Origin of the sequence: Phyllobacterium bourgognense (assembly GCF_003337575.1) — a bacterium.
GTDB classification, from domain to species: domain Bacteria; phylum Pseudomonadota; class Alphaproteobacteria; order Rhizobiales; family Rhizobiaceae; genus Phyllobacterium; species Phyllobacterium bourgognense.
Genome location: NZ_QPJM01000002.1, coordinates 377,504 through 399,910 on the forward strand (window position 1 = coordinate 377,504; position 22,407 = coordinate 399,910).

General features: G+C 56.5%; 23 protein-coding genes. 13 read left to right on the forward strand and 10 right to left on the reverse strand.

The genetic code is table 11. The features are described 5' to 3' along the window. Nucleotides 1–98: 98 nt before the first annotated feature. Nucleotides 99–758, reverse strand: a complete 660-nt coding sequence (locus C7476_RS05480; RefSeq protein ID WP_114428878.1) for a glutathione S-transferase family protein — start codon at nt 756–758, stop codon at nt 99–101. 123 nt (nt 759–881) lie between these two features. Beyond that, complete coding sequence (locus C7476_RS05485; protein WP_114428879.1) at nt 882–1,430, reverse strand: RBBP9/YdeN family alpha/beta hydrolase; 549 nt, start codon at nt 1,428–1,430, stop codon at nt 882–884. A 207-nt stretch (nt 1,431–1,637) separates the two neighbouring features. Here C7476_RS05485 and C7476_RS05490 point away from each other — a divergent pair, with 207 nt between their 5' ends. Continuing rightward, the gene (locus C7476_RS05490; protein ID WP_114428880.1) at nt 1,638–3,074 is read left to right on the forward strand and encodes a mechanosensitive ion channel family protein; all 1,437 of its coding nucleotides are present in this window, start codon (nt 1,638–1,640) and stop codon (nt 3,072–3,074) included. An 88-nt stretch (nt 3,075–3,162) separates the two neighbouring features. Then, entirely contained in the window at nt 3,163–3,822 is a 660-nt protein-coding gene (locus C7476_RS05495; RefSeq protein ID WP_114428881.1) for a dihydrofolate reductase family protein, read from the forward strand. A 37-nt stretch (nt 3,823–3,859) separates the two neighbouring features. Here C7476_RS05495 and C7476_RS05500 read toward each other — a convergent pair whose 3' ends face one another. Next, the gene (locus C7476_RS05500) at nt 3,860–4,213 is read right to left on the reverse strand and encodes a CAP-Gly domain protein (RefSeq protein WP_114428882.1); all 354 of its coding nucleotides are present in this window, start codon (nt 4,211–4,213) and stop codon (nt 3,860–3,862) included. Between the two features lie 347 nt (nt 4,214–4,560). Between C7476_RS05500 and C7476_RS05505 the strand changes: the two genes are divergently transcribed. Further along, nucleotides 4,561–5,544, forward strand: coding sequence for an NAD-dependent epimerase/dehydratase family protein (locus C7476_RS05505; protein ID WP_114428883.1), 984 nt, complete (start codon nt 4,561–4,563; stop codon nt 5,542–5,544). Nucleotides 5,545–5,783: 239 nt separating this feature from the next. Beyond that, on the forward strand, nt 5,784–6,593 hold the full coding sequence (locus C7476_RS05510) for a VOC family protein (RefSeq protein WP_245426122.1): 810 nt from the start codon (nt 5,784–5,786) through the stop codon (nt 6,591–6,593). A gap of 400 nt (nt 6,594–6,993) precedes the next feature. On the opposite strand, the gene purB is transcribed toward C7476_RS05510, so the two are convergent. The 5 genes from purB to C7476_RS05540 all read right to left on the reverse strand — a co-directional run bounded on the left by purB (nt 6,994) and on the right by C7476_RS05540 (nt 12,107). Further along, on the reverse strand, nt 6,994–8,310 hold the full coding sequence (gene purB, locus C7476_RS05515; RefSeq protein WP_114428884.1) for an adenylosuccinate lyase: 1,317 nt from the start codon (nt 8,308–8,310) through the stop codon (nt 6,994–6,996). 240 nt (nt 8,311–8,550) lie between these two features. Beyond that, nucleotides 8,551–9,279, reverse strand: coding sequence for a DUF2259 domain-containing protein (locus C7476_RS05525; protein ID WP_114428886.1), 729 nt, complete (start codon nt 9,277–9,279; stop codon nt 8,551–8,553). Continuing rightward, nucleotides 9,276–9,953, reverse strand: a complete 678-nt coding sequence (gene rpe / locus C7476_RS05530) for a ribulose-phosphate 3-epimerase (protein ID WP_114428887.1) — start codon at nt 9,951–9,953, stop codon at nt 9,276–9,278. Before rpe ends, C7476_RS05525 begins: the two co-directional genes overlap by 4 nt. A gap of 70 nt (nt 9,954–10,023) precedes the next feature. Further along, entirely contained in the window at nt 10,024–11,025 is a 1,002-nt protein-coding gene (locus C7476_RS05535) for a P1 family peptidase (protein ID WP_114428888.1), read from the reverse strand. After that, nucleotides 11,025–12,107, reverse strand: a complete 1,083-nt coding sequence (locus tag C7476_RS05540; RefSeq protein WP_114428889.1) for a branched-chain amino acid ABC transporter substrate-binding protein — start codon at nt 12,105–12,107, stop codon at nt 11,025–11,027. The genes C7476_RS05535 and C7476_RS05540 overlap by 1 nt, the downstream gene beginning before the upstream one ends. 225 nt (nt 12,108–12,332) lie before the next feature. On the opposite strand from C7476_RS05540, the gene C7476_RS05545 reads away from it, so the two are divergent. The 8 genes from C7476_RS05545 to C7476_RS05580 all read left to right on the forward strand — a co-directional run bounded on the left by C7476_RS05545 (nt 12,333) and on the right by C7476_RS05580 (nt 19,065). Continuing rightward, nucleotides 12,333–12,788 carry a flavin reductase gene (locus C7476_RS05545; RefSeq protein ID WP_112528807.1) on the forward strand — a complete coding sequence of 152 codons (456 nt, stop codon included), beginning with the start codon at nt 12,333–12,335 and terminating at the stop codon, nt 12,786–12,788. Nucleotides 12,789–12,801: 13 nt separating this feature from the next. Beyond that, complete coding sequence (locus C7476_RS05550; RefSeq protein WP_114428890.1) at nt 12,802–13,713, forward strand: AAA family ATPase; 912 nt, start codon at nt 12,802–12,804, stop codon at nt 13,711–13,713. A gap of 1 nt (nt 13,714) precedes the next feature. Beyond that, a complete protein-coding gene (locus C7476_RS05555) occupies nt 13,715–14,947 on the forward strand; it encodes a vWA domain-containing protein (RefSeq protein ID WP_114428891.1) in 1,233 nt (410 codons plus the stop codon). A gap of 21 nt (nt 14,948–14,968) precedes the next feature. Beyond that, nucleotides 14,969–15,301: an XdhC family protein gene (locus C7476_RS05560; RefSeq protein WP_114428892.1), complete on the forward strand. Its 333-nt coding sequence runs from the start codon at nt 14,969–14,971 to the stop codon at nt 15,299–15,301. A gap of 2 nt (nt 15,302–15,303) precedes the next feature. Next, the gene (locus C7476_RS05565; protein WP_114428893.1) at nt 15,304–16,017 is read left to right on the forward strand and encodes an XdhC family protein; all 714 of its coding nucleotides are present in this window, start codon (nt 15,304–15,306) and stop codon (nt 16,015–16,017) included. Continuing rightward, nucleotides 16,014–17,633: an NTP transferase domain-containing protein gene (locus C7476_RS05570; protein ID WP_114428894.1), complete on the forward strand. Its 1,620-nt coding sequence runs from the start codon at nt 16,014–16,016 to the stop codon at nt 17,631–17,633. The genes C7476_RS05565 and C7476_RS05570 overlap by 4 nt, the downstream gene beginning before the upstream one ends. A gap of 9 nt (nt 17,634–17,642) precedes the next feature. Further along, nucleotides 17,643–18,518 (forward strand): alpha/beta hydrolase, encoded by an 876-nt coding sequence (locus C7476_RS05575; protein WP_114428895.1) that lies wholly within the window; start codon nt 17,643–17,645, stop codon nt 18,516–18,518. Nucleotides 18,519–18,642: 124 nt separating this feature from the next. Next, entirely contained in the window at nt 18,643–19,065 is a 423-nt protein-coding gene (locus C7476_RS05580; RefSeq protein ID WP_114428896.1) for a hypothetical protein, read from the forward strand. 47 nt (nt 19,066–19,112) lie between these two features. Here C7476_RS05580 and C7476_RS05585 read toward each other — a convergent pair whose 3' ends face one another. Together C7476_RS05585 and C7476_RS05590 are read right to left on the reverse strand one after the other, a co-directional pair. Continuing rightward, a complete protein-coding gene (locus tag C7476_RS05585; RefSeq protein ID WP_114428897.1) occupies nt 19,113–20,021 on the reverse strand; it encodes a diacylglycerol/lipid kinase family protein in 909 nt (302 codons plus the stop codon). Nucleotides 20,022–20,093: 72 nt separating this feature from the next. Then, on the reverse strand, nt 20,094–21,392 hold the full coding sequence (locus tag C7476_RS05590; protein WP_114429040.1) for a glucoamylase family protein: 1,299 nt from the start codon (nt 21,390–21,392) through the stop codon (nt 20,094–20,096). A 155-nt stretch (nt 21,393–21,547) separates the two neighbouring features. Between C7476_RS05590 and C7476_RS05595 the strand changes: the two genes are divergently transcribed. Next, a complete protein-coding gene (locus tag C7476_RS05595) occupies nt 21,548–22,243 on the forward strand; it encodes a fumarylacetoacetate hydrolase family protein (protein ID WP_114428898.1) in 696 nt (231 codons plus the stop codon). The last annotated feature ends 164 nt before the right edge of the window (nt 22,244–22,407 follow it).

Below are 22,407 nucleotides of genomic sequence, written 5' to 3' on the forward strand. Positions count from 1 at the left end.
GAACCGGAGCGCAGCGTACATTGAGTACGTGAGCACCGGAGCGCAGTAAACAGCCGTTTGCAGGCCGCCATGGCGTGAATATCTACATACCTTTGGTTTTAAGCGGACTCGAGCTCACCCTGGAACACTTTGAGTCCGTCGGTCATTTCGTACCAGACCAGCGATAGCACCGGATCCTGAATAATCAGTTGCTGAAGCGCATCGAATTTCGGGTAAGGGTCGAGCAGATCCTCGCGGCCGGAGATGACGCGGAAATTGTTGAAGACGAAACGCGTCGGCGTCAGCCAGGCATCGGCCAGAGTCATCTGATCGCCCAGCGCGTAAGGGCCATTATCGATACGCTTTTCGATCTCGGTCAGGCCGATTTCCATCTGCTTGAACAGCTTGCTGATGCGCGCATCATCCTTCGACTTCCTGAAGAACAGCTCGAAAAGTTCCATCACCGGCGCCAGCACCTCGAGTTCGGCCGTGCGGGCGGTCATGCGTACAATGGCCCGGTCGCGGGAATCGGCCGGGAGCAGCGCTGGTTCGGGGAAATGCTCTTCCAGATATTCGGCGATCACCGAGGCTTCGACGATGGTGAGGCCGGAGCCCGTGATCAGCACAGGTATGCGGTTGAACGGCGAAATGGCGCGGAATTCTTCCGGGATCGGAAATCCCGAGGGCGGCGCGACGACCTTGATGGGAGCTTGTTTGTAATAGGCGATGCAGCGGATGATGGAGGAATAGGGGGATAGTGGCCGCGAGTAGAGTTTCATGTGTGGTCCTCCATTAAGCGCAGTTTTTGCTGTCCGCAGACACTGCTTCGGTCGAGCCTATAGCAATGCCCGCAGAGATCAAGGAAGACATCGCTTTTGGGGTCCGTCGGCTAAGCCAACGTATCAAAGTTGGGAGAGAAACTTTGCGAATACCATCGAACCTTCCGGCCAGGGGCCGTGGCCGGATTCCGAATTGAGATGGCCGCTGTCACCGGCGTCGACGATCATCGAACCCCATGATGCGGCGAGTTCATCCGCCACCTCGTAGGAGCAATAATGATCGTTGCGGCTGGCGACGACGATGGACGGAAATGTGAACGGTTCCAGCGGGTAGGGGCCGAAGGTCATCAGATGTTTCGGCCGGATCTTCGGGTTGGAAACATCCGGCGGCGTTACCAGAAACGCGCCTTTGACCTTGTCGCCGATCTCGGGAATGGCATGAATGAAGGTCGGCACGCCAAGCGAATGCGCGACTACGACCACCGGGCGCGTCGCGGCATTGACGGATTTTATCACCTGCGCCACCCAGTCCTCACGGACGGGTTTCGTCCACTCCGCCTGGTCGACGCGGCGCGCGGTGGAAAGCTTGTTCTCCCAGCGCGTCTGCCAGTGATCGGGGCCGGAATTGGTATAGCCGGGAACGATGAGAATATCGGTGTCTTTGACTTTCATGCGCCGTATTTAGGAAAAAAGCCGGTGGTTCGCAATATCGGCATGCCTGACGGACGCTGCGAGCAGGGATATACCAGGTCTCCGCGATCTTCGTTATCGATACCGACGAAAAGGCGCTTGTCCTTCCAATGAAGTAAGGTAAGGAGCGTTGGCCGGGCCAAAAATCGAACCCCGGCCTCGTTAGCTTGCTTTCAGGAGCCACCTACCATGCTCGATCTGCTTGTCTCGCCACTTTTCCAAATCGTCGCACTGGGTATTGCAGGCATCGTCGTCTGGCATTTGCAGGGGCGCGGTCGTCCGACAGCCCGCCTCTTGGTCCAGATCGCTTTCTTTGCCGCCATGACGGCAATATTGTTCGCAAACGGCATCTCGCCTCTCAAGTTCGAGCCAATGAGAGAAGGTGGCACCATGCTCATCGCAGCCAAGACGCTGTGGTGGGTACATCTGGCCTGGGCATCGATCGGTTTTGTCCGCATCTATATTGTCCTCGACGGCAGGCCGCGCGAAGCCCGGGTGTTACAGGACCTGATCATCGCCGCAGTCTACCTTGGGGTTACGCTCTCGGTTCTCGCCTTCGTGTTTGACTTTGCAATCGGAACACTCCTCGCGACCTCCGGCGTCCTCGCGATCATACTCGGCCTTGCCTTGCAGAGCACACTGAACGATCTCTTTTCCGGATTGGCACTCACATTGGGACGCCCGTATGGAATCGGTGACTGGATCATCCTGACCGACGGCACAGAGGGACGGGTGGTGGAGAGCACCTGGCGTTCAACCCATATCCTGACGCCGGCAAACAACATCGTCGTGTTGCCGAACAGCTTTCTGGCCAAGATCGGCCTGACGAACGTCAATCGTCCTGACGAGACGCATCTGCTGGTTCTGCCGCTCCGTGTGAAGCCGGTGCACCCGCCATCTTTTGTCGTCGAGAAGATGCGGCAAGCCATGATTGGGGCAAACAACATCATTCACGATCCTGCTCCCGTTGTCGCGCTGAAGGGTATCGACGCCTTTGCCATGGACGTGGAACTGCAATTCCGTGTCAGGCATCCCTCAGATAGAATTCCCGCCAGGAACGAGCTTATCAATCTGGTCTATCGCCAATGTATCGAGGCGGGCATTTCTCTTGCCCCGCCGGCGTCGTCTTCCGTCCTTGTTGAAAACATTCACACCAATCATGCCTCACAGGAAACGTTGCAGGAACTGTTGCAGAGCAATCCCATCTTTGCAGATATCGAACAGGCCGAGCTGCATAAACTGTCAGCGTCGGCGAAACTGCGGCAGTACCGGCCCGGAGATATCGTTTTCGAAGGGGCGGATAGTGCATCGAACCTGATGGTTGTCCGCTCGGGAGCTATCTCGGCACTTTCTGATGGAGTGGAAGTCCTGCGACTTGCGCCGGGTGCCATATTCGGCCAGATCGATGGCGTGCCGCGGGCCACCAAATACGAAGCTTTGACCGTGCTCGAAGCCTATGAAATTGACGGACTTACCTTGGCGCCGCTGTTCAAGGATCATCCCGAATTCCAGAACAACCTTACCCGGCACCTTTCCGGTATTACCGGGAACGGACCGGCGGCGGGCTCTTCTCGAGGGGAGCATGCATCCATCCTCCGTACGGTTCGAGGCTTGTTGGGTAAATGAATAAATGCACAATTTCTTCTCGGCGCTGTCGGCAAATGCCACTCCCGGTCGTCTTTAACGCATAACGGCAGCATTGAAGGAGACTAAAATGAGAAAGATCGTTACCGGTGCTTTTATAAGCCTCGACGGTATCATGCAGGCACCAGGTGGCCCTGACGAAGACCCGATAGGCGGCTTCAAGTATGGCGGCTGGGTTGCACCCTACTTTGACAAGACAGGGGAAGAGGCGGTGGGCGAGATGTTTGCCAAGCCTTTCGACCTTCTGCTCGGCAGGAAAACCTATGATATTTTCGCTGCACATTGGCCTTATGTCGGCGCTGACGATCCGATAGGTCCGTTGTTCGACCGCATCACCAAATATGTCGCGACCCGCAACCCGAACCTGAAGCTCGACTGGCAGAACAGCCAAACCCTGGGCCCGGATGTAGTAGCGGCAGTCACGAAGCTGAAAAGCGAGGACGGGCCGGATCTGCTCACCCAGGGCTCGACCGATTTCTTGAAAACCCTGTTCGAAAATGACCTGATTGACGAGGTGAACATCTTTATCTTTCCGCTCATATTAGGGAACGGCAAGAAGCTGTTCAGCGGCGATGCCTCTCCCGCCGCGTTGAAACTCGTTTCCTCAAAGGTCTCGGACACCGGCGTCACGATCAACAAATACGTTCGCGCGGGGGACATCGTGACCGGCTCGTTCGAATTCGAACAGCCGACCGAGGCTGAGTTGGAACGGCGTAGAAACCTGACGTGAACCGATCGGTGAGGGTCGCACCTGACTATCCGGGAATTCAGACCTTCTCCTTCTTTTTGATCGGAGTTTTCTTCGCCGGTTCATCCGGCTCGTCCGGCGTGGGGGTCAACAGCTTTCGCAGTTGGCCAATCTTGTCTTTCACCAATGGGCGAAAGCGGGACGCTCGGTAAGGCATGTCGGCGGCGCCGTAACCTTCGGGGCCGTCATCATTGCCGCGGTGGATTTCCTCGACCTTGATGCCGACGAATTCGCCATCGACGTAATGCTGGTACATGCCAATCCAGCGGATGGTGTAGATCTGGCCTTTTCGGATGATTTGATCGATGCTGACATTCTTGAATTTGTCGTCGATACAAACGACTTTCTGTCCGACATAAAAGTCGTTCATGATATTACCCTCGCCTAAACCAAAGCAGGCTCAAATGAGCGTGCTGCCGCCATCGAGTCAACCCAACAGTTGCCGGTTATCTCCCCCCTTGTGGGGGAGAAAGCGATTTCGGCATCTTAGCACTTGCTAAGTGCCAGAAATCGCCAGAGAGGGGATTTTGCGCGGTGGTTTCCAAATCCCCTCACTTGGATTTTCCAAGGATTTAGCAAACAGGCTAAATCCTGGAAAATCGCTTTCTCTCCCGCAAGGGGAGAGATAATCGGCATCGCCCAGTGCCGCCACCCTTCACTCCCGATCATCCCCAATGCTAACCTTCATCCGATTCCAGTTCTGGGAGGAATGACGCAATCATGACGATATTGGTGACAGGCAGCTCCGGCCATCTGGGCGAGGCGCTGGTGCGCACATTGCAGGGCAGAGGTTGCGAGGTCGCCGGGCTCGATATCGCGGCAGGACCGTTGACCACCCATGTCGGTTCGATAGCCGACCGGCCTTTCGTCAAACGCTGCATGGCGGGTATCGAGACCGTCTTCCATGCGGCCACGCTGCACAAACCGCATGTCGGCACGCATGCGCGGCAGGATTTCATCGATACCAATATCACCGGCACGTTGAACCTCCTGGAGGAAGCGGTGGCGGTGGGCGTCAAATCCTTCATCTATACCAGTACGACGAGTGTCTTTGGCGATGCGTTGGTGCCGCCCCAAGGTGCGCCTGCCGCCTGGATTACCGAGGAAGTGCGGCCTGTCCCCAAGAACATTTATGGGGTGACCAAGGCAGCGGCCGAAGACCTTTGCCAGCTGTTTTATCGCAACCAGCGGTTGGCGACGATGGTGCTGCGGACGTCGCGGTTTTTTCCGGAAGAAGACGACGACAAGGACGTCCGAAACACCTTTGCCGATGAAAACATCAAGCTGAACGAGTTTCTCTACCGCCGGGTGGATATCGAGGACATTGTCAGCGCGCATCTTCTGGCGGCGGAAAAGGCGCCTGCACTGGGTTTTCGCCGCTATATCATCAGCGCGACGACACCGTTTACGCCAGACGATCTGGCTGATTTACGCGCCGATGCCCCGCGTGCCGTGCAGCGCCGTGTTCCTGAATACGCGGCCGAGTTTGCGCAGCGCGGTTGGAGAATGCTTCCGAGCATCGACCGTGTGTATGTCAATGAGCGCGCGCGGACAGAACTCGGCTGGCAGCCGAAATATGATCTCAGGTATCTGATCGGGCGTCTGGCTCGCGGCGAGGACACACGCAGTCCGTTGGCTCGCTTGATCGGCGCAAAAGGCTACCATGCGGAGAGGTTCAGTGAGGGGCCATATCCGGTAGAGTGATGGCCACTGCCGGCTCCTACCTCCCTCGTGCTGTAAACAATCCCCGTCACTAAGTTCACTATTTGTGAACAAGCTGTTCGCTCGTGCCGGGCTTGTTTCGGGCCCCGATAAATCCGACCTTAGCAACAACGAAACTGATATGTTGCGAGGGGATGGGTATGAAGCTCACGCGCCGGAATGTAGTTGTTGGCGCTGCCGCCCTTGCTGTATCGACGGGAAGTACCCGCGCGGAGACAAAAATGGACAAGATTTCCTTTGCAGCAACGGCGCCGACCCATGTGTCGAAGGTAGGCATCAAGGCCAAGGATGCCGATGCGCTGGCGAAATATTATGAGGATGTGGTCGGTCTGCGCGAGATTTCGCGCAAGGGCCAGTCAGTCATTCTGGGTGCTGGCGAAACGCCGCTGCTCGAGATCGAGCAGGCTTCTGCTGTTCGCGCGGATGATCTGCACAGCGCCGGTCTCTATCACACGGCTTTTCTGTTGCCGGCGCGTGCCGATCTCGCTCGCTGGGCGCGGCGCGCGATCGACAAGCGCACGCCGATCGTTGGCGCGTCCGACCATCTGGTCAGCGAGGCCATCTATCTTACCGATCCGGAAGGCAACGGCGTTGAAATTTATGCCGACCGTCCGCATGAGAACTGGAAGTGGAACGGCTCATCCGTGCAGATGGGTACCGAGGCGCTGGATGTCGGCAATCTGCTCGGCGAACCCGGTAACGAGGTGCCTTTCGACATGGCACCGGACGGGACGATGGTCGGCCATCTGCACCTGCGCGTCGGCAACGCCAAGGAGGCCGAAAGCTGGTGGCAGGATGAGCTCGGGTTGCAGACGGTTGCCGGGTTTGGCGGCAGTGCCGTGTTTATGTCAACCGGCGGTTACCATCACCACGTCGCCGCCAATTCCTGGCAGAGCCGCGGGGCAGGGCGCCGTGACAATGACCGCTCCGGATTGGCTTGGGCCGAGTTCAGCTCTGCCGATGCCAAGGACGAACGCGAGATCGTTGACCCCTGGGGCAATGTGATCAGGATCGTGCCGGCAAAGGGTTAGTGGCAGCTTATGCACTTTGGGTTGTGTGCCACTGTGCGTGGTTCGACAAGCTCACCATGAGGGAGGTTGTGGTTATAATGACAATCGCCAAAGTTGCAGGAAGCAGCTTCCTGCAATCCCCTACCTTCCCTCATGGTGAGCTTGTCGAACCACGCACCAAACCCCTTCAGTACCCACCGTTACGGCACTTCAATCCATCCCAAAAAATTAATTGAACGCTCGTTCTATTAATTTCCCGAACCATCTCGTTTTTACTGGCGGTTTTTACCTATTTCACTTGATGTAACCGCTATTTGGGCGGGTGAATTGCGCAACAATGTCCGATTCACACTCAGGAATGTTGAATTCCTATGCAAGAATCCTCGAATCCGGAATGCTTTTATCAACCTGGGGCTTTAATTTAGTTGCTGCCGGTTGAGCCAAACACGCGCTTGAAGATCGTATCGACATGTTTGGTGTGATAGCCAAGGTCGAATTTCTCGCGGATCGTCGCTTCGGGCAGGGCAGCGCGAACATCGGCGTCAGCGAGCAGTTCTTCGAGGAAATCGGCCCCGTGTTCCCACACTTTCATGGCGTTGCGCTGCACCAGACGGTATGAATCTTCGCGGGAAACGCCGGCCTGCGTCAGTGCCAGAAGCACCCGCTGCGAGTGGATCAATCCGCGGAACTTGTTCATGTTTTTCAACATGTTATCCGGATAGACCAACAGCTTTTCGATAACGCCGACCATACGCGCCAAGGCAAAATCCAGGGTGATCGTCGCGTCGGGGCCGATCATGCGCTCGACCGAAGAGTGCGAAATATCGCGTTCGTGCCACAGGGCCACATTTTCCATCGCCGGCAGTGCAAACGCGCGGACCATGCGGGCGAGCCCGGTCATATTCTCGGTCAACACCGGATTGCGCTTGTGCGGCATGGCCGATGAGCCCTTCTGGCCGGGTGAAAAATACTCTTCCGCCTCCAGAACCTCGGTGCGCTGCAGGTGGCGGATCTCGACGGAGAGACGCTCGACCGACGAAGCGATGACACCAAGGGTTGCAAAGTACATGGCATGGCGGTCGCGCGGGATCACTTGCGTCGAAACCGGTTCTGCCTGCATTCCCAACGCCTTGGCGACATGTTCTTCCACGCGGGGATCGATATTGGCGAAGGTGCCGACAGCGCCGGAGATAGCACAGGTTGCAATCTCCGCGCGTGCCGCGACGAGACGACTACGGCAGCGTTCGAACTCGGCATAGGCCTGCGCCAGCTTGACGCCGAAGGTTGTCGGTTCGGCGTGGATGCCATGGCTGCGGCCGATGGTAACCGTGTCTTTATGCTCGAAAGCCCGCTTTTTCAGGGCCACCAAAAGTCTGTCCAGATCGCCGAGAAGGATATCGCTGGCACGCATCAATTGCACATTGAAACAGGTGTCGAGCACGTCCGACGAGGTCATGCCCTGATGGACGAAACGTGCGTCAGGGCCAACGATTTCGGCTAAATGTGTAAGGAAAGCAATGACATCGTGCTTGGTCTCGCGCTCGATCTCGTCGATGCGATCGATGTCGAAAGTGGCTGCGCCGCCCTTTTCCCAGATGGTTTTGGCTGCTTCCTTCGGGATAACACCAAGCTCCGCCAGCGCATCGCAGGCATGTGCCTCGATTTCAAACCAGATGCGGAATTTCGTTTCCGGGGACCAGATGGCGACCATTTCGGGACGCGAATAGCGCGGGATCATATGTGTTTCCTGTTCTTTTAGAGTCTGATCGAAAATTCGTCAGGGAGTGGCGAAAATGATGGTTTTCAAGCACCGAAGCGGAGCGTACGGTCGGGTACGTGAGCATCGGAGCGCAGAAAACTGCATTTGCAGCCCGCCTTGGCGAATTTACGTTCAGGCTCTTAGGCTTTAAACGCGGTCTATCAGAGCTAGGCCGATCACTCAACGCGCCATTTGGCGCCTTTTTTACAATGGATGCGCCTATCTCTGCCTGGTGACTGCCAGCCAGCGATAGTCCGGGCCTTCGAATCCCGTTCCGCGCACCGCAATCATCACCGCGATTACCGGTTTTCCACCGTCCGGATATAGGGTCTGGACCGCACCGACACTATAGCCGAGCGGACAGCCGCGACTGGCCGGAACGGAGGCGTCTTCGTGGAGCATTTCGGGCTTGGCGTCAGGTTTATCTTCAAGCAGCGTCAAGCGGAAGCCTTTGATTTCACCCAGGTTTTGACAGGTTTCACTCGGCGGGACGGCGATCTCCTCAAGCTGTATTGTCAGCGCGGGATCAATCGCGGGAAATACGAATCGCGGGTTGATTTTCACCTTGAACGGATCGGCCGAAAGCTCAGTAACAGGGTTCGATGCCACCGCATTGCCGGCATTGGTGCGCAGTTCTTCATCGCTGAGCGATGTCACGCCTTGTGCATCGCGGCCTACCTTGTCGCGGGCGTTTTCAAGTGACGAATTTTCATCGTCGAGCCTGACCCGAACCGGCGTTTTGGCCAGAAACTTGTCGGTTGCCGTGTCGATATAGAACCGGTTGGCGTAGGGGAAACCAGAGCCGTCCTGGACGCCATATTCCTCGAAGGCAAATGTGCCGCCATCCTTGGAAAACCCAATGATATCAAGCTTTGCGGCATCTCCGGCCCATGCCGCGACTGGCGAAGACGCCATGAGAAGGCAAAGAAGAATGCGGCGGATTATCATCGGGATCCTTGGCGGATTGAACTGCGGATAAGGTCGATGTTGGATTTATAGGCGGCTTCGCTTCCACCTTTGTAAATAGCGGACCCGGCGACCAGCGCATTGGCGCCTGCCCGTACTGCCAGCGCAGCCGTTTCATGGGTGATGCCGCCATCGACCTCGAGATCGATAGGTCGGTCGCCGATCATCGCCTTGATTGTCTTGATCTTTTCCAGCGTTTCCGCAATAAATTTCTGTCCGCCAAACCCCGGATTGACAGTCATGACGAGGATGAGGTCGACGTCGTTCAGCACGTATTCGATGGCGGATTCCGGCGTCGCGGGATTGATGGCAACGCCAGCCTTTTTGCCGAGCGCCCGAATGGCTTGAAGCGAGCGGTGCAGGTGTGGTCCGGCTTCCGCGTGGACCGTGATAATGTCCGAACCGGCCCTGGCGAAGGCCTCGAGATAGGGGTCGCAGGGCGAAATCATCAGATGCGTGTCAAAAACCGCGTCTGTCAGCGGTCGGATGGCTTTTACCACTTCCGGACCAAAGGTGATGTTCGGAACAAAATGCCCGTCCATCACATCGATATGGATCCAGTCAGCGCCCGCCTGCAAAACCGAGTTTACTTCCGCGCCAAGTTTCGAAAAATCCGAGGCCAAAATGGAAGGTGATATGACGAGCGGACGGCTCATGATCTGTCTCCGGTAGAAATTCTGTGGGCGCCGGTTATCACGCGCGGCCGTATCACACAATCGAAACTGTTCAGCGAAGTGATTGCCAGACGGGGAAGGGATCGTTGTCCGTCGGTGTAGCGGCATGAACGCCTCGTGCTATGGCGCGCGCCATTGTTGAGGCTGCCGCGGCACAAAGGTCAATGAATTCAGCCGCTTCTGGCGTTCTGCTGGTTCCGGTGGCGAGCGCGAACACCAGATCGCCGTCAAAAGGCGTGTGTGCCGGCCAGACTGCACGGGCGTAACCATCATGGGCGGCGATGGCCAAGCGCTTGGCCTGAGCGCTGGTGAGGATCAGATCGGTAGCGATGACGCCTATCGTGGTGTTGGCATCCCGCGCCGCGTCGCTGAACTTGGTCCCGATTTCGGCGGCATCGGCAGGAAAGGGATGCGGCAGGCCAAGTCCGCCGAACTCGTTACCGATTTCGAAAGGCGCAGCCCAAAAATGCCTGCTTTTTCCGACGGTTACCATACCCAGCGCGTTAACCGCGACCAGGGCGCCAATGGTCACGCCGCTTTCAAGGATTGACGAGGCGGAGCCCAGCCCGCCCTTCAGCCCTTTGACAGTTGCTCCTGTCCCGGCGCCCACGGTTCCAAGCGTGAAATCACTTGATGCCGACTGCGTTGCTTCATAGCCGAGCTCACGATAGGGCGGGTAACGGCCCCAGTCCTTGTCGCCGCCATTCAGCAAATCGAAGAGAACAGCGCCCGGGACGATTGGAACACGCTGCGTGCCGACCTCAAAACCGATGCCTTTTTCCCGGAGGGCCGCCTGAACGCCCGACCCGGCATCCAAACCGAATGCGGATCCGCCCGACAAAACCAGCGCGTTGACCTGCTCAACGGTATTGTGCGGCTCGAGGAGGTCGGTTTCGCGCGTGCCCGGTGCGCCGCCGAGCACCTTGACTGCGGCGGTCGCGGGACTATCGCAGAGAATGACGGTCGTGCCAGATTTGAGCTTGCTGTCCGAAGCATTCCCGACTTTTAACCCAGCGACGTCGGTAATGAGGTTGCGTGGACCGGCCTTCAACATCAGTTGGTCTCCAGCACGAACTGGTTGCCATCGAATTTCTGCAGGCGGTAAGTATCAGCGATGCGCTCGCCTTTGGCATCGAATTGCATCGTGCCAAGTGCAGTTTCAAAGACATTGGTGTGCAGAATCTCCTGCAGGGATCCTGCCTGTGATTGCGCGGTCGTTAGCGCCTGCATTGCCACTTCGGTCGCGGCATAAGCAGGTACCGTATAGCCTTCCGGCACTTTTCCGGCCAACTCGATCGTATTCTTGGCGTTTCTGGCACTCTCCAGAGTTTGTGGCTCGCGTGGTGCGATCATCAATGTGCCGATGGCGAGTTCACTGCCATCGCCTGCCGCCTCAAGAGCCTCGCCACCGGCGATGACAAGCGAATAGTTTAGCGCCGCGGCGCTTCGCCCTATGGCCGCAACATCGTCGCGTTCACCGCCGATGAAAACCTGTGTGGCGCCTGCGCGTTTCAGCCGGCTGACCAGTGCATTCTGATTGTCGAGACCGGGACGGTACGTATCGGCAAAGACTGGTTTCAGGCCTTTTTCCTCCAGACGGGCCCGCACACCTGCCGCAAGTTCACGCCCGAAGATCGTGCCGTCATCGATGATGGCAAACGGTTCCGAATGCCACAGCCCGGCGAGGATATCACCGGTTTCGTTAGCCTCATTGCGGCCGGATGGCGCGGTCCTGAAGACCGGATAAGGCTGATCGGCGCGCAGCTCTGTCAGTGTTTGTGCGCGTATTGCCGGGGTAATGATTGGAATACCCTTCTGATTGAGGATGGGCAGAGCGGCTTCGAGCGATTCAGTGCAGAGAAAGCCCATGACTATCGCAACATCTGCCTGGACCAGCTGTTTTGCCGCCGCGTCACCGCCTGCCGCACTGCATTGGTCATCGGCCGTTGTAATTGATATCGCCTGGCCGCCCTTGTTCGCAGCCACCGCAATCGTCGCACCATCGACAACTTGCGTTCCAAGGCGCGCAAAAGGGCCGGAAAGCGGCGCGATAACACCAATCTTGTCTTCCGCATGTGCGACACTTGCGACAGCTATGCAAAGGCCAAATGTTGCGGCGCGTATTGTGGGGTTCATTGCGAAAATGTCGTTTCCTCTTTGATGGGTAGTAGTTGCACGTTTTCGGTAGCTGTTTCCTTCATTCTTAGCAATCTCGCGCTATATAAAAGGAAGTTATCGGAAAATATGACCTGCCCCTATGGTTGAGACACATGTTGCGATAGTGATGGTTCGGACAATGGAAATAGAATTGTGCTAATTGCCAAAGATCAGAAAATAGAGCCGCTCGCATTTCGCAATGCCATGAGTCATTTTGCCGAGGCGGTTCATATCCTTACCACCGATGGTCCGGCGGGCCGCCGCGGCGTTACAATTTCGGCAGTATGCTCGGTTTCGGACAATCCGGCGACGATGCTCGTGTGTCTCAATCGCAATCATGACTTCAACCACCTGTTCATCGAAAATCAGGTTTTCGCGCTGAATACGCTCTCGTTCCAACAGCAGGCGCTTTCCGAAGCCTTTTCCGGCAAGGGCGATCTGTCCCAGCCGGACAGGTTTGCGCTCGGGCATTGGCAGACACTCCAAACCGGTGCTCCAGTGCTCACAAACGCCTTGGCGAGCTTCGATTGCCGCATCATAGCTACACACGAAGTCGCAACGCATTATGTGATCTATGGTAAGGTCACCGCCCTCAATATGGGCGATCCTGGCCGTTCATTGATCTATCTCAATCGCTCCTATCACAGTTCGGGAGACTAGCGCCGGAGACGCCATGGCTGAACTACCGCAATCGATCGAAGATGCGCTGGCTTTGCTCGAGGCTGGCGGATATGTCGCCGACCGCGCGTTGGCGACGGTATTGTTCCTCAGCTTGCGAATGAAGAGACCCTTGTTTCTGGAAGGCGAGGCGGGCGTCGGAAAGACCGAGATCGCCAAAGTACTCGCGGCAACGCTGGACCGACCGCTGATCCGCCTGCAATGCTATGAAGGGCTCGACGTTTCTTCTGCTGTTTATGAATGGAACTATGCAGCGCAGATGATCGAGATTCGCCTCGATGAAGCGAGTGGCAAGGTTGATAAGAAAGCCATAGAGCGCAATGTTTTTTCAGAGAAATTCCTGATCAGGCGGCCCGTTCTGCAGGCGCTGTCGGGTAAACCGGGTAAGGCCCCGGTTTTTCTCATCGACGAACTTGATCGAACCGATGAAGCCTTTGAAGCCTTCCTGCTCGAAGTACTGTCGGACTATCAGGTCACGATTCCGGAACTTGGAACGATCCGTGCTGCCGAACCACCAATCGTCATCATAACGACCAATCGGACTCGTGAGATCCACGACGCACTGAAACGCCGGTGTCTCTACCATTGGGTAGACTATCCCTCCGCTGAACGGGAGCTTGAGATCGTCCGCCGCAAAGTCCCAGCAGCCAATGAACGCCTGTCGGATGAGATCGTCCGGTATGTGCAGAAATTGCGGGATATGGATCTGTTCAAGCTGCCGGGTGTCGCTGAAACCATCGACTGGGCGGGGGCTTTGACCGAAATGGATAAGTTGGCACTCGATCCGGAGACGGTATCCGATACGATCGGCGTTTTGCTCAAATATCAGGATGATATAGCCAGAATTTCCGGCGGCGAGGGGCGACGAATACTTGATGAGGTCAAGGCGGAACTGAACGCGGCGTGACATGGAAACATTCGCCTCATCACCCGAGATAGCGCGGAGCGAAAGCCGCCTCGCGGACAACATCGTTTTTTTTGCCCGCACCTTGCGAAAGGCCGGGTTGCGGGTTGGCCCGGCTTCCGTCAGGGACGCGATCGAGGCGGTTTTGGCCGGTGGTATCGGCTCTCGGGACGATTTTTATTGGACGCTGCACAGTGTGCTCGTCAACCGCCGCGAGGATCATGCGACATTCGATGAGGCGTTCCGGCTTTATTGGCGCTCCCGCGAACTGATCGAGAAAATGTTGGCCATGTTTTCGCCGGTAGCCTTGGCGCGCGAACGATCAAAGCCTAGGGCTGCCGAAGCTCGCGTCGCCGAAGCGCTGTTCAAGGAAAGCTCGCGCAACCAGCCTGGAGAACTCCCGCCCGAGATCGATGTGGACGCACGTTTGACATTTTCCGGCAAGGAAGTGCTGCGGACCAAGGACTTTGCCCAGATGTCGGCCGATGAGCTCAGCCAGGCGCGCCGGGCGATGGATGAGCTGACGCTGCCCGTCGATGAAGTCGAGACGCGGCGTTTCCGCAGTGACCCGAAGGGCGCGCGTATCGATCCGAGAGCGATGATGCGTGCGAGCCTGCGAACTGGTGGTGATCTCATTTTACCGAAATTCCGCTCGCGTCGCGAAGTGCATCCGCCATTGGTCGTCCTTGCCGATATTTCCGGTTCCATGAGCCAATACACCCGCATTTTCCTGCATTTCATGCATGCAATGATGGCCAAGCGTCGCCGGGTGCATTGCTTCGTCTTTGGCACGCGGCTGAGCAACATCACGCGATCCCTGCGCTATCGTGACCCGGATGATGCGATTGCCCATTGCACCGGTGCCGTACAGGACTGGTCAGGCGGTACACGCATTGGCGAAACCCTGCGGGAATTCAATCGTCATTGGTCGAGACGTGTTCTCAGTCAAGGTGCGGTAGTGCTGCTCATTACCGACGGACTGGAACGCGAGGATACGAACGGTCTTGAGGCCGAGATGGAGCGGTTATCGAAATCATGCCGTCGGCTGATCTGGCTCAATCCTTTACTCCGATTTGAAGGTTTTGAGCCCCGTGCGCGTGGGGTAAAAGCTATGTTACCCTATGTTGACGAGTTCCGTGCCGTGCACAATATGGATGCTTTGGAGGATCTGTGCCGGGCTCTCAGCCGACCGCGCAATAACGATGACGATCCGAGGCGCTGGTTGCACCAATATTGAGGTTTGTGGTACTGTCATACAATGCAAAACCCCACTGAACAAATACGCGATCCGCTGCTGATCGCCGAAAGCTGGATGGCCGAAGGCCGCGACGTGGCGATTGCCACAGTCGTGGAAACCTGGGGATCGGCACCGCGCCCGGTCGGCAGCCATCTTGTGATCGATGAGGCAGGTAATTTCGAGGGCTCGGTTTCTGGCGGTTGCGTTGAAGGCTCGGTCATTGCCGAAGCCATGGATGTGATCAGCCAGGGCACCCCGCGCATGCTTGAATTCGGTGTCGCCGACGAAACCGCCTGGCAGGTCGGTCTGTCCTGCGGCGGACGTATCAAAGTCTATGTCGAACGGCTGGGCTGAGTATGGATCCCTATTGTCTGAAGAAGCTCAATGCAGAACGGCGGGCCCGCCGTGCGGCATTGTTGCTGACTGATCTGGGCGACGGGCGCGACCGCGTGATCAAGGAGGGCGATCCGGTTGCCGGTCTACTCGGCGATGCGATCAGCCAGGCGTTCCTGTCCGGAAAATCTAGCCTCGCCGAGATCGAGGGCCGGTCGTTCTTCCTGAACGTCCACGTGCCGCCGCCGCGTCTGGTGGTGATTGGGGCTGTGCACATCAGCCAGGCCTTGGCGCCGATGGCAAAAATTGCGGGATACGATATGGAAATCATCGATCCGCGTACGGCGTTTGCCACTCCGGAGCGCTTCCCGGATATCAAACTCTTTGCAGAATGGCCGCAGGATATACTCGAGCAGCGACCACTTGATCCCTATACGGCGGTTGCTGTCGTCACGCATGACCCGAAAATCGACGATCAGGCGCTGGAGCGGGCGCTAAAAGCGGGATGCTTTTACGTCGGCGCGCTGGGTAGCCGCAAGACGCATACAAAGCGGGTCGAGCGGCTCAAGGCATTGGGTTCCAGCGATGATGAGATCGCTTTGATTCATTCGCCTATCGGCCTTGATATCGGTGCCGCCAGTCCTGCTGAAATAGCCGTTGCGGTTATGGCCGAGGTGATCAAGGCATTTCGAGCCAGAGGTCTCCAAACCGCGCGGAATCTGGAAAAGACAGTATGATCTTTGGTGAAATCTATATCGAAGATGCGCTTGGGGTTATCCTTGCGCACTCGACCCATGTCGGGAACGTGAAGCTGAAAAAGGGACATGTCCTCAAGGAGCATGACCTTGGGCAATTGCGCGAAGCAGGCGTCACGTACATCATTGGCGCTCGCTTGCAAGACGCAGATATCGAAGAAAACGAAGCGGCCAAACGGATAACGGAAGCATTGCAATGGTCTGGCGTGCGGGCGGGGCCAGCATCGACCGGCCGGGTCAATTGCTATGCCGAAACGGCCGGGCTTTTCACGGTGGATCCTGAGTTGATCAATGCCATCAATGCGGTCGATCCCTCCGTGACGATCGCGACGTTGAAACCATTCGACAAGGTTCAACAGCAGCAGATGGTTGCGACCATCAAGATCATTCCTTTCGCCGTTTCTGTGTCTGTAACTAACAGGATCGCGGAGTTGGCACGTGGTCGTACGGCCTTTGGAGTGCGCGGTTTCGCAGGCTCACGCATTGGCCTGATCCAGACGACGCTGCCATCAATCAAGCCGACAGTGCTCGACAAGACGCGCCGTGTCATCGCAGCACGAATCGCAGCCAACCATGGAGTTGTGACATCCGAACTGCGCCCGCCCCATGCGAGCAAACCGCTGGCAGAAGCGATACGCAAATTGCAGGAAGCAAATGACTTCGTCGTCGTTTTTGGCGCCTCCGCTGTGGTCGATCAGGACGACGTTGTTCCCACGGCAATCAGGGAGGCAGGCGGAGCCGTTAGTCATATCGGCATGCCAGTTGATCCGGGAAACCTGCTGATCCTAGGCGAACTTGATGAGAAGCCGTTGATCGGCGCTCCCGGTTGCGCGAGAAGCCCCAAGGAAAACGGCTTTGACTGGGTGCTCGACCGGCTGATGGCGAATGTGCCGGTGACCAAGTCAGACATCGTCGGAATGGGTGTAGGGGGCTTGTTGATGGAAATTCCGACGCGACCGCAGCCGCGCGATCCACGCCCGTTGGCGGCGCGGCCCGACGTTGCGATCGCTCTGCTCGCTGCCGGTCAGTCGACCCGTATGATGGGGCCGAACAAATTGCTGGCCACTTTCGACGATGTACCGCTGATACGCCGCTCCGCACAGATTGCAATCCAGGCGGGTGGGCGTCCTGTCGTCGCCGTGCTCGGACATATGGCAGAGCAATGCAGCGCGGCGCTGGATGGGCTCAATGTGATGATTGCACTTAACAAGGACTATGCCAGCGGGTTAGCCTCATCGCTGCAAACCGCGATCAGAAACGTACCAGGGTCGTCCGACGGCGTCATGATGCTCCTGGCCGACATGCCTGCTCTGTCCGCGACCGATCTGCAGGCCATGATCAGTCGTTTTCAAAGCACCGGCGGTCAATCCGTCGTGAGGGCGACTTTCGAGGGCAAGCGCGGCAATCCGGTGATCCTGCCGCGTATCTTGTTCAACGAAGTATTCAGTCTGGCCGGTGATGTTGGTGCACGTCATTTGATCGAGCGTGGCGATATTCCTGTCATCGATGTGGAGCTTGGCGAGGCGGCTGCCCTTGACGTCGATACGCCGGATATGCTGGATCGCGCGGGTGGTACTATTACTCAGCCCATCCGATAGGAAATTCGCTTGATCAGGTACTTTATTCTCGGCGCCTTGGCGTTCGTTTGCCTTTCGAGCCCCGTGTCAGCATTGCAGCTCGAGCCCTACAAAGATGATCTCTTTGCCTATCCCGGGATTCTCAAGACCGGCGATGGTGGCGACTATGTCGTGGTCGATTATAACGAGATGCGGGATATCAACGGTCGCGATCAGGTGCCGGAACGGCGCGTCAAGCAGAACTACATCTCACTTCAGCCGAAACGTTCGCAAAGGGACCTTGTGGTTACGACATCCAAGGGACCGCTAAAAGTCATGACAGTGGGGAAACTTTCAGGCGCTTCTGTCATTACCATTTATCTGCACGGCCAGGGCGGTAATCGCCAGCAAGGCATGAACGACTTTACGTTCGGCGGTAACTTCAATCGCCTGAAAAACCTGATGGATCGCAATGGAGGACTCTATGTCACACCAGAATTTAGTGACTTCGGAGACAAGGGCGAAAGCGAAGTTGCGGGTGTAATAGATTATTTCAAGGCGCAATCGCCACAAGCCAAGCTCTTCGTCGCTTGTGGATCGATGGGCGGCTCATTGTGCTGGAAGCTGGCGCAGGATGCCGAAACGTCCAGGCACATCTCGGGCTTGATCATTCTCGGATCGCTGTGGGATGAGCACTTTATCGAATCAGCTTCGTTTAAACGCCGAGTACCGGTCTTCTTCGGCCATGGCAGCCGTGATCCGGTTTTTGCTGTCGAAAAGCAGCAGGCTTTTTACCGGAAGATACGGACATCGGCGCCGGGGTATCCCGCCCGGTTTCATCGATTTGAGAGCGGCAATCATGGCACGCCAATTCGCATGACCGACTGGCGCGGGGTACTCAACTGGATGCTGTCGGCCTCCCGCTGACATCCCGGGATGGACTTGTGGCAATAAAGTCCCATTGTGGCAGTTGCGCCACTAGACAAATGATAAAAACCGAATAGTTTCCGGCCTATATCCAATCCTGCGATAAGACTTTGCGGAGAGAACCATGCGTCTGCCTACCGATATTTTGAGCCGGATTGCCCCTCTGGTAATCCTTATTCCACTGGCAGCATGTTCTACGACCGGCGCACCCAGCATGATGCCGACCATGCCGACTTTCGCACCAGTACGACCGCCGGTGAACGCGACTCTTGCTCAACCGTGCATTGCGGCAGCATCTTCCAAATATTTCATGGGCGAAAGTAACATTAAGGCCATCGATGCCGAACCAGTGGGTGGTGGCGTGAATCAGGTGCGCTTGAAGGTTGATCTCCGCGATGCGATGTGCACCGTTACCGACAAGGGTAAGGTGCGTTCCGTAGTTGACACAATGCCGAAGAGCGCGGATCAGCTCGCTGCCGAAGAAGCTGCGGCGAGGAAGGCGGCTGGACAGGCGGCGCCAGTCAAGAAATCAAAGAAAAGTAGCTGACGTCGTATCCAACTGGACTGGGCGGCGCGGTCAAACCGCGCCGTTTTCTATGGAAAGCCTGACTTGGGGACAAGAACCTGAAGTTCTCCCACGTGAATGGCGATTTTGACGTCTCGCGCGAGCGGGATCAACTCGCCGTCTATGGTCGCTTTTGCGCCGCGCCGCAGGTGCGGGAAGTGTAGCTCAACTTTCTTGGCAAGAATTTCGTCGACGTCGGGGTTGCGGCGCCACGACCCGGTCAGAACGCTAAACGCCAACTTTACTATAGCGCCGGGGGTTAGGCCTCCGGCAACGTAGACGCCCAATTCGCCGTGGTCGACGTTGTCAGGCACCGGTAAAACGCCGCTACCATAAGGATTATTCGAAATCGAGATAGCGGAAACGGTTCGCTCTGTGGGGATGCCGTCGATGACCATGCGCACGGCGAAGCGCGGCGGATTGCCCATGGCTTTGGCGAATGCGCGGATGCTTGCAAGACGCTTACCCCAGCGGGAGCGATACTCCAAGGTGTTGCGGAGCTTGATCATCTGCGGCTGGAAACCAATCGAAAACTGATGAACAAAGCTTTCCTCGTTGGCGGTAGAAATGTCGACCGCCTGGATGGTGCCGCTGGCGAGGCTTTCCAAGGCTACGTTAATATCTAGCGGAATTTTCAGGGCGCGTGCAAAAAGATTCATTGTTCCAGCGGGCAAGACTGCGAGCGGCACCTTTGCTTTCCAAGCAACATCCGCGGCGGCCGAAATCGTGCCGTCGCCGCCGCCGGCCATGAGAACGTGCTCGCCCACCTCGCTAGCAACGTTTTGCAACGTCTTCACAACACTTTTGCCGGGTACAATCTCGCTCTCAAACGTATGGCCATGCTTTTCAAAAATTGCCTTGGCTGTTTTCGCGAACAACTTGATATCCATGGTGCGAAACGTACCGCCATCGCGGTTAAAAACAGCATGGATTTTCATGTCTGGTCCCTTGAATGGGAGTATGCGGAATTTGATCGGAGGATGATCAATTGTCCTGGGAGAAGCAATGCCTCAGTCTTGGTTTGGTTCCCGCGATCCGAGCAGATGAGGGCTGGCAAAGCCAAGGCTTCGCAGAGAATTCTGGATTTCCGGCGCGCTCATGAAGAGCCTCCATAGGAGGCCGCTTCTATGATTCTCGATCATGGCAATGGTCGGGCCCTGGTCTATGGCGAGGTAGGTCCTGGCGAACCAGTTTCTGGAAAGCGAAAACGCATCGACGAAGCCAAACCTGCCGTTCACCTTCCCATGGGGAAGAGTCAGGAAATAACGCAAGGCACGCATGGAGTGTTCTGGAACGTATGGCAGGCTACTGAGGGCGGCAGTGGGGGCAATCAATCCGAAATCTGAACCGGGCGAACTTACCCTGTAGCCTCTCGGACCGTGACTGGAAGATAGGCCCCAGCACGCTTGACCATAGCCGATATAACCATGTGGATTGTGCACGCTGTGCAGGTAGTTGATTTCCGCGTGGCTACAATTCTGCAACCAGTAGTCGGCGTATTGGTCTGTAAGGGCACGCGGATCGAGACCGCAGAAAGAATAGTGTGCAAAGAACATGGGGCCGCCAAACTCCGGGCCCAATGGTAACCTGACGCCGTAATAGTCTCGCCCATTGATGAAGGCGCCATTTGCCGCAAAACCTTCGTGATAAATCTCTGGATCGATCCCATGGTCCGGGGAGGCTGCAGCCAAGACGTAAGTGATCAGCGCTTCGTTCCAGCCCCGGATCGGCACATTGCGCGCCCAGCCAAATTTTGGACTGTGGTGCCAGTAGAGAACCTTTTCCCCCGGTTTGATGTGGGAATCCCACTGGACCGATCGCCACAGCCGATTGATCCTGTCACGCATGGCGGTGTCTTTGGGGCCGTTGGAGGCAAAATATTGCCGGACACAAATCAGTCCTTGAACGAGAAGCGACGTTTCAACCAGGTCACCACCATCATCCAGGCGTGTAAAGGGTACGGTCGTGCCATCCACTCCATTGATAAAGTGCGGAAAGACGCCTCGATAGAGTTTCGTGCGTTCGAGCGCCGACAGCATCTTTTCAATACGGACTTGTGCCTCATCGCGTGAAATCCAGCCACGCTCAATGGCAACGAGGACAGCCATGAAACCGAAGCCGGATCCGCCAATAGCGACGAGGTCATTATTCGGATCGGAAGTCCGGCCGGACCGGTCGCGCGCGAGGCCGCTCTGCGGATGAGCGCCCTCCCAGAAATAGCGGAAATTCGCCCGCTGCACCTGGTCCAGCAGAAAGTCATCGCTGTCGTCCGCATGCAACGGATCTTGCAAATCAAGTCTCTGATGCATGAGAAAGATCGGAATCCTTGTCGAGGGCGTTATGCCGCTGCATATGACAGGTTGCATTGGCGATTTGTCTGATCTCTATAACACTTAGTATGTGTCATGCTGTCTGAGAAGACTGAGATGAAGGTCAGCCAATTAATTTGAGGTGAGGCGTAAGAATGCATCAGAATGAATTTGTTTTCGAGCCGCTTCCGCAACCGTCCTTGCGGGTTATCGGCTCAGACAAGCTGTTTCCGGTTCATCGGATCTATTGCGTCGGACGGAATTATGCCGATCATGCCATCGAGATGGGACATGACCCTGACCGCGAGCCGCCGTTTTTCTTTCAAAAAAATCCGGATTGCCTTCTCACGGATGGTCGCGATTTCCCGTATCCGTCTGCGACAAAGGATGTCCATTTCGAAATGGAAATGGTTGTTGCGCTTGGAAAAGGTGGCTCTGACATTGCCACTGAAAATGCGCTCGATCATATATTTGGCTATGCAGTTGGTCTCGATATGACACGCCGCGATCTGCAAGGGGAAGCCAAGAAGCTTGGGCGTCCTTGGGAGGTTGGAAAGGCGTTCGAAGCGTCTGCGCCCTGTTCGGCTGTCGTGCCTGCCACACACATCGGTCATCCGGCCAAGGGTGCGGTCTGGTTGAAAGTCAACGGAGCTGAACGACAGCGCGGTGACCTCGAACAAATGATTTGGAAAATACCTGAGACGGTCAGCTATCTCTCGACACTGTTTACGCTGCAAGCCGGCGATCTCATCTATACGGGCACTCCAGCTGGCGTGGGTGCTGTTTTGCCTGGCGACGAAATGATCGGAGGTGTGGACGGAATTGGTGAAATACGCGTGCGTGTTGCCTGACGCCGATGTTTTGTCAACGAAATGAAACAGTTGCTTCTGGCAATCTGCAAAAGGTGCAAAATATATTTCATCGTATTATTTCGGGAAACGCTGCAATGTCCCCAACAAATATATCGGTTTTTGGGGGAGAAATGAATGTTTCCCGCGGGGATTCCAGCTGTTGA

Excerpts from the sequence above, each read along its gene's own strand:
- C7476_RS05480 (WP_114428878.1), bottom strand. The coding sequence starts at position 758 with ATGAAACTCTACTCGCGGCCACTATCCCCCTATTCCTCCATCATCCGC.
- C7476_RS05485 (WP_114428879.1), bottom strand. The coding sequence starts at position 1,430 with ATGAAAGTCAAAGACACCGATATTCTCATCGTTCCCGGCTATACCAAT.
- C7476_RS05490 (WP_114428880.1), top strand. The coding sequence starts at position 1,638 with ATGCTCGATCTGCTTGTCTCGCCACTTTTCCAAATCGTCGCACTGGGT.
- C7476_RS05495 (WP_114428881.1), top strand. The coding sequence starts at position 3,163 with ATGAGAAAGATCGTTACCGGTGCTTTTATAAGCCTCGACGGTATCATG.
- C7476_RS05505 (WP_114428883.1), top strand. The coding sequence starts at position 4,561 with ATGACGATATTGGTGACAGGCAGCTCCGGCCATCTGGGCGAGGCGCTG.
- C7476_RS05510 (WP_245426122.1), top strand. The coding sequence starts at position 5,784 with ATGGACAAGATTTCCTTTGCAGCAACGGCGCCGACCCATGTGTCGAAG.
- purB (WP_114428884.1), bottom strand. The coding sequence starts at position 8,310 with ATGATCCCGCGCTATTCGCGTCCCGAAATGGTCGCCATCTGGTCCCCG.
- C7476_RS05525 (WP_114428886.1), bottom strand. The coding sequence starts at position 9,279 with ATGATAATCCGCCGCATTCTTCTTTGCCTTCTCATGGCGTCTTCGCCA.
- rpe (WP_114428887.1), bottom strand. The coding sequence starts at position 9,953 with ATGAGCCGTCCGCTCGTCATATCACCTTCCATTTTGGCCTCGGATTTT.
- C7476_RS05535 (WP_114428888.1), bottom strand. The coding sequence starts at position 11,025 with ATGTTGAAGGCCGGTCCACGCAACCTCATTACCGACGTCGCTGGGTTA.
- C7476_RS05540 (WP_114428889.1), bottom strand. The coding sequence starts at position 12,107 with ATGAACCCCACAATACGCGCCGCAACATTTGGCCTTTGCATAGCTGTC.
- C7476_RS05545 (WP_112528807.1), top strand. The coding sequence starts at position 12,333 with ATGAGTCATTTTGCCGAGGCGGTTCATATCCTTACCACCGATGGTCCG.
- C7476_RS05550 (WP_114428890.1), top strand. The coding sequence starts at position 12,802 with ATGGCTGAACTACCGCAATCGATCGAAGATGCGCTGGCTTTGCTCGAG.
- C7476_RS05555 (WP_114428891.1), top strand. The coding sequence starts at position 13,715 with ATGGAAACATTCGCCTCATCACCCGAGATAGCGCGGAGCGAAAGCCGC.
- C7476_RS05560 (WP_114428892.1), top strand. The coding sequence starts at position 14,969 with ATGCAAAACCCCACTGAACAAATACGCGATCCGCTGCTGATCGCCGAA.
- C7476_RS05565 (WP_114428893.1), top strand. The coding sequence starts at position 15,304 with ATGGATCCCTATTGTCTGAAGAAGCTCAATGCAGAACGGCGGGCCCGC.
- C7476_RS05570 (WP_114428894.1), top strand. The coding sequence starts at position 16,014 with ATGATCTTTGGTGAAATCTATATCGAAGATGCGCTTGGGGTTATCCTT.
- C7476_RS05580 (WP_114428896.1), top strand. The coding sequence starts at position 18,643 with ATGCGTCTGCCTACCGATATTTTGAGCCGGATTGCCCCTCTGGTAATC.
- C7476_RS05585 (WP_114428897.1), bottom strand. The coding sequence starts at position 20,021 with ATGAAAATCCATGCTGTTTTTAACCGCGATGGCGGTACGTTTCGCACC.
- C7476_RS05590 (WP_114429040.1), bottom strand. The coding sequence starts at position 21,392 with ATGCATCAGAGACTTGATTTGCAAGATCCGTTGCATGCGGACGACAGC.
- C7476_RS05595 (WP_114428898.1), top strand. The coding sequence starts at position 21,548 with ATGCATCAGAATGAATTTGTTTTCGAGCCGCTTCCGCAACCGTCCTTG.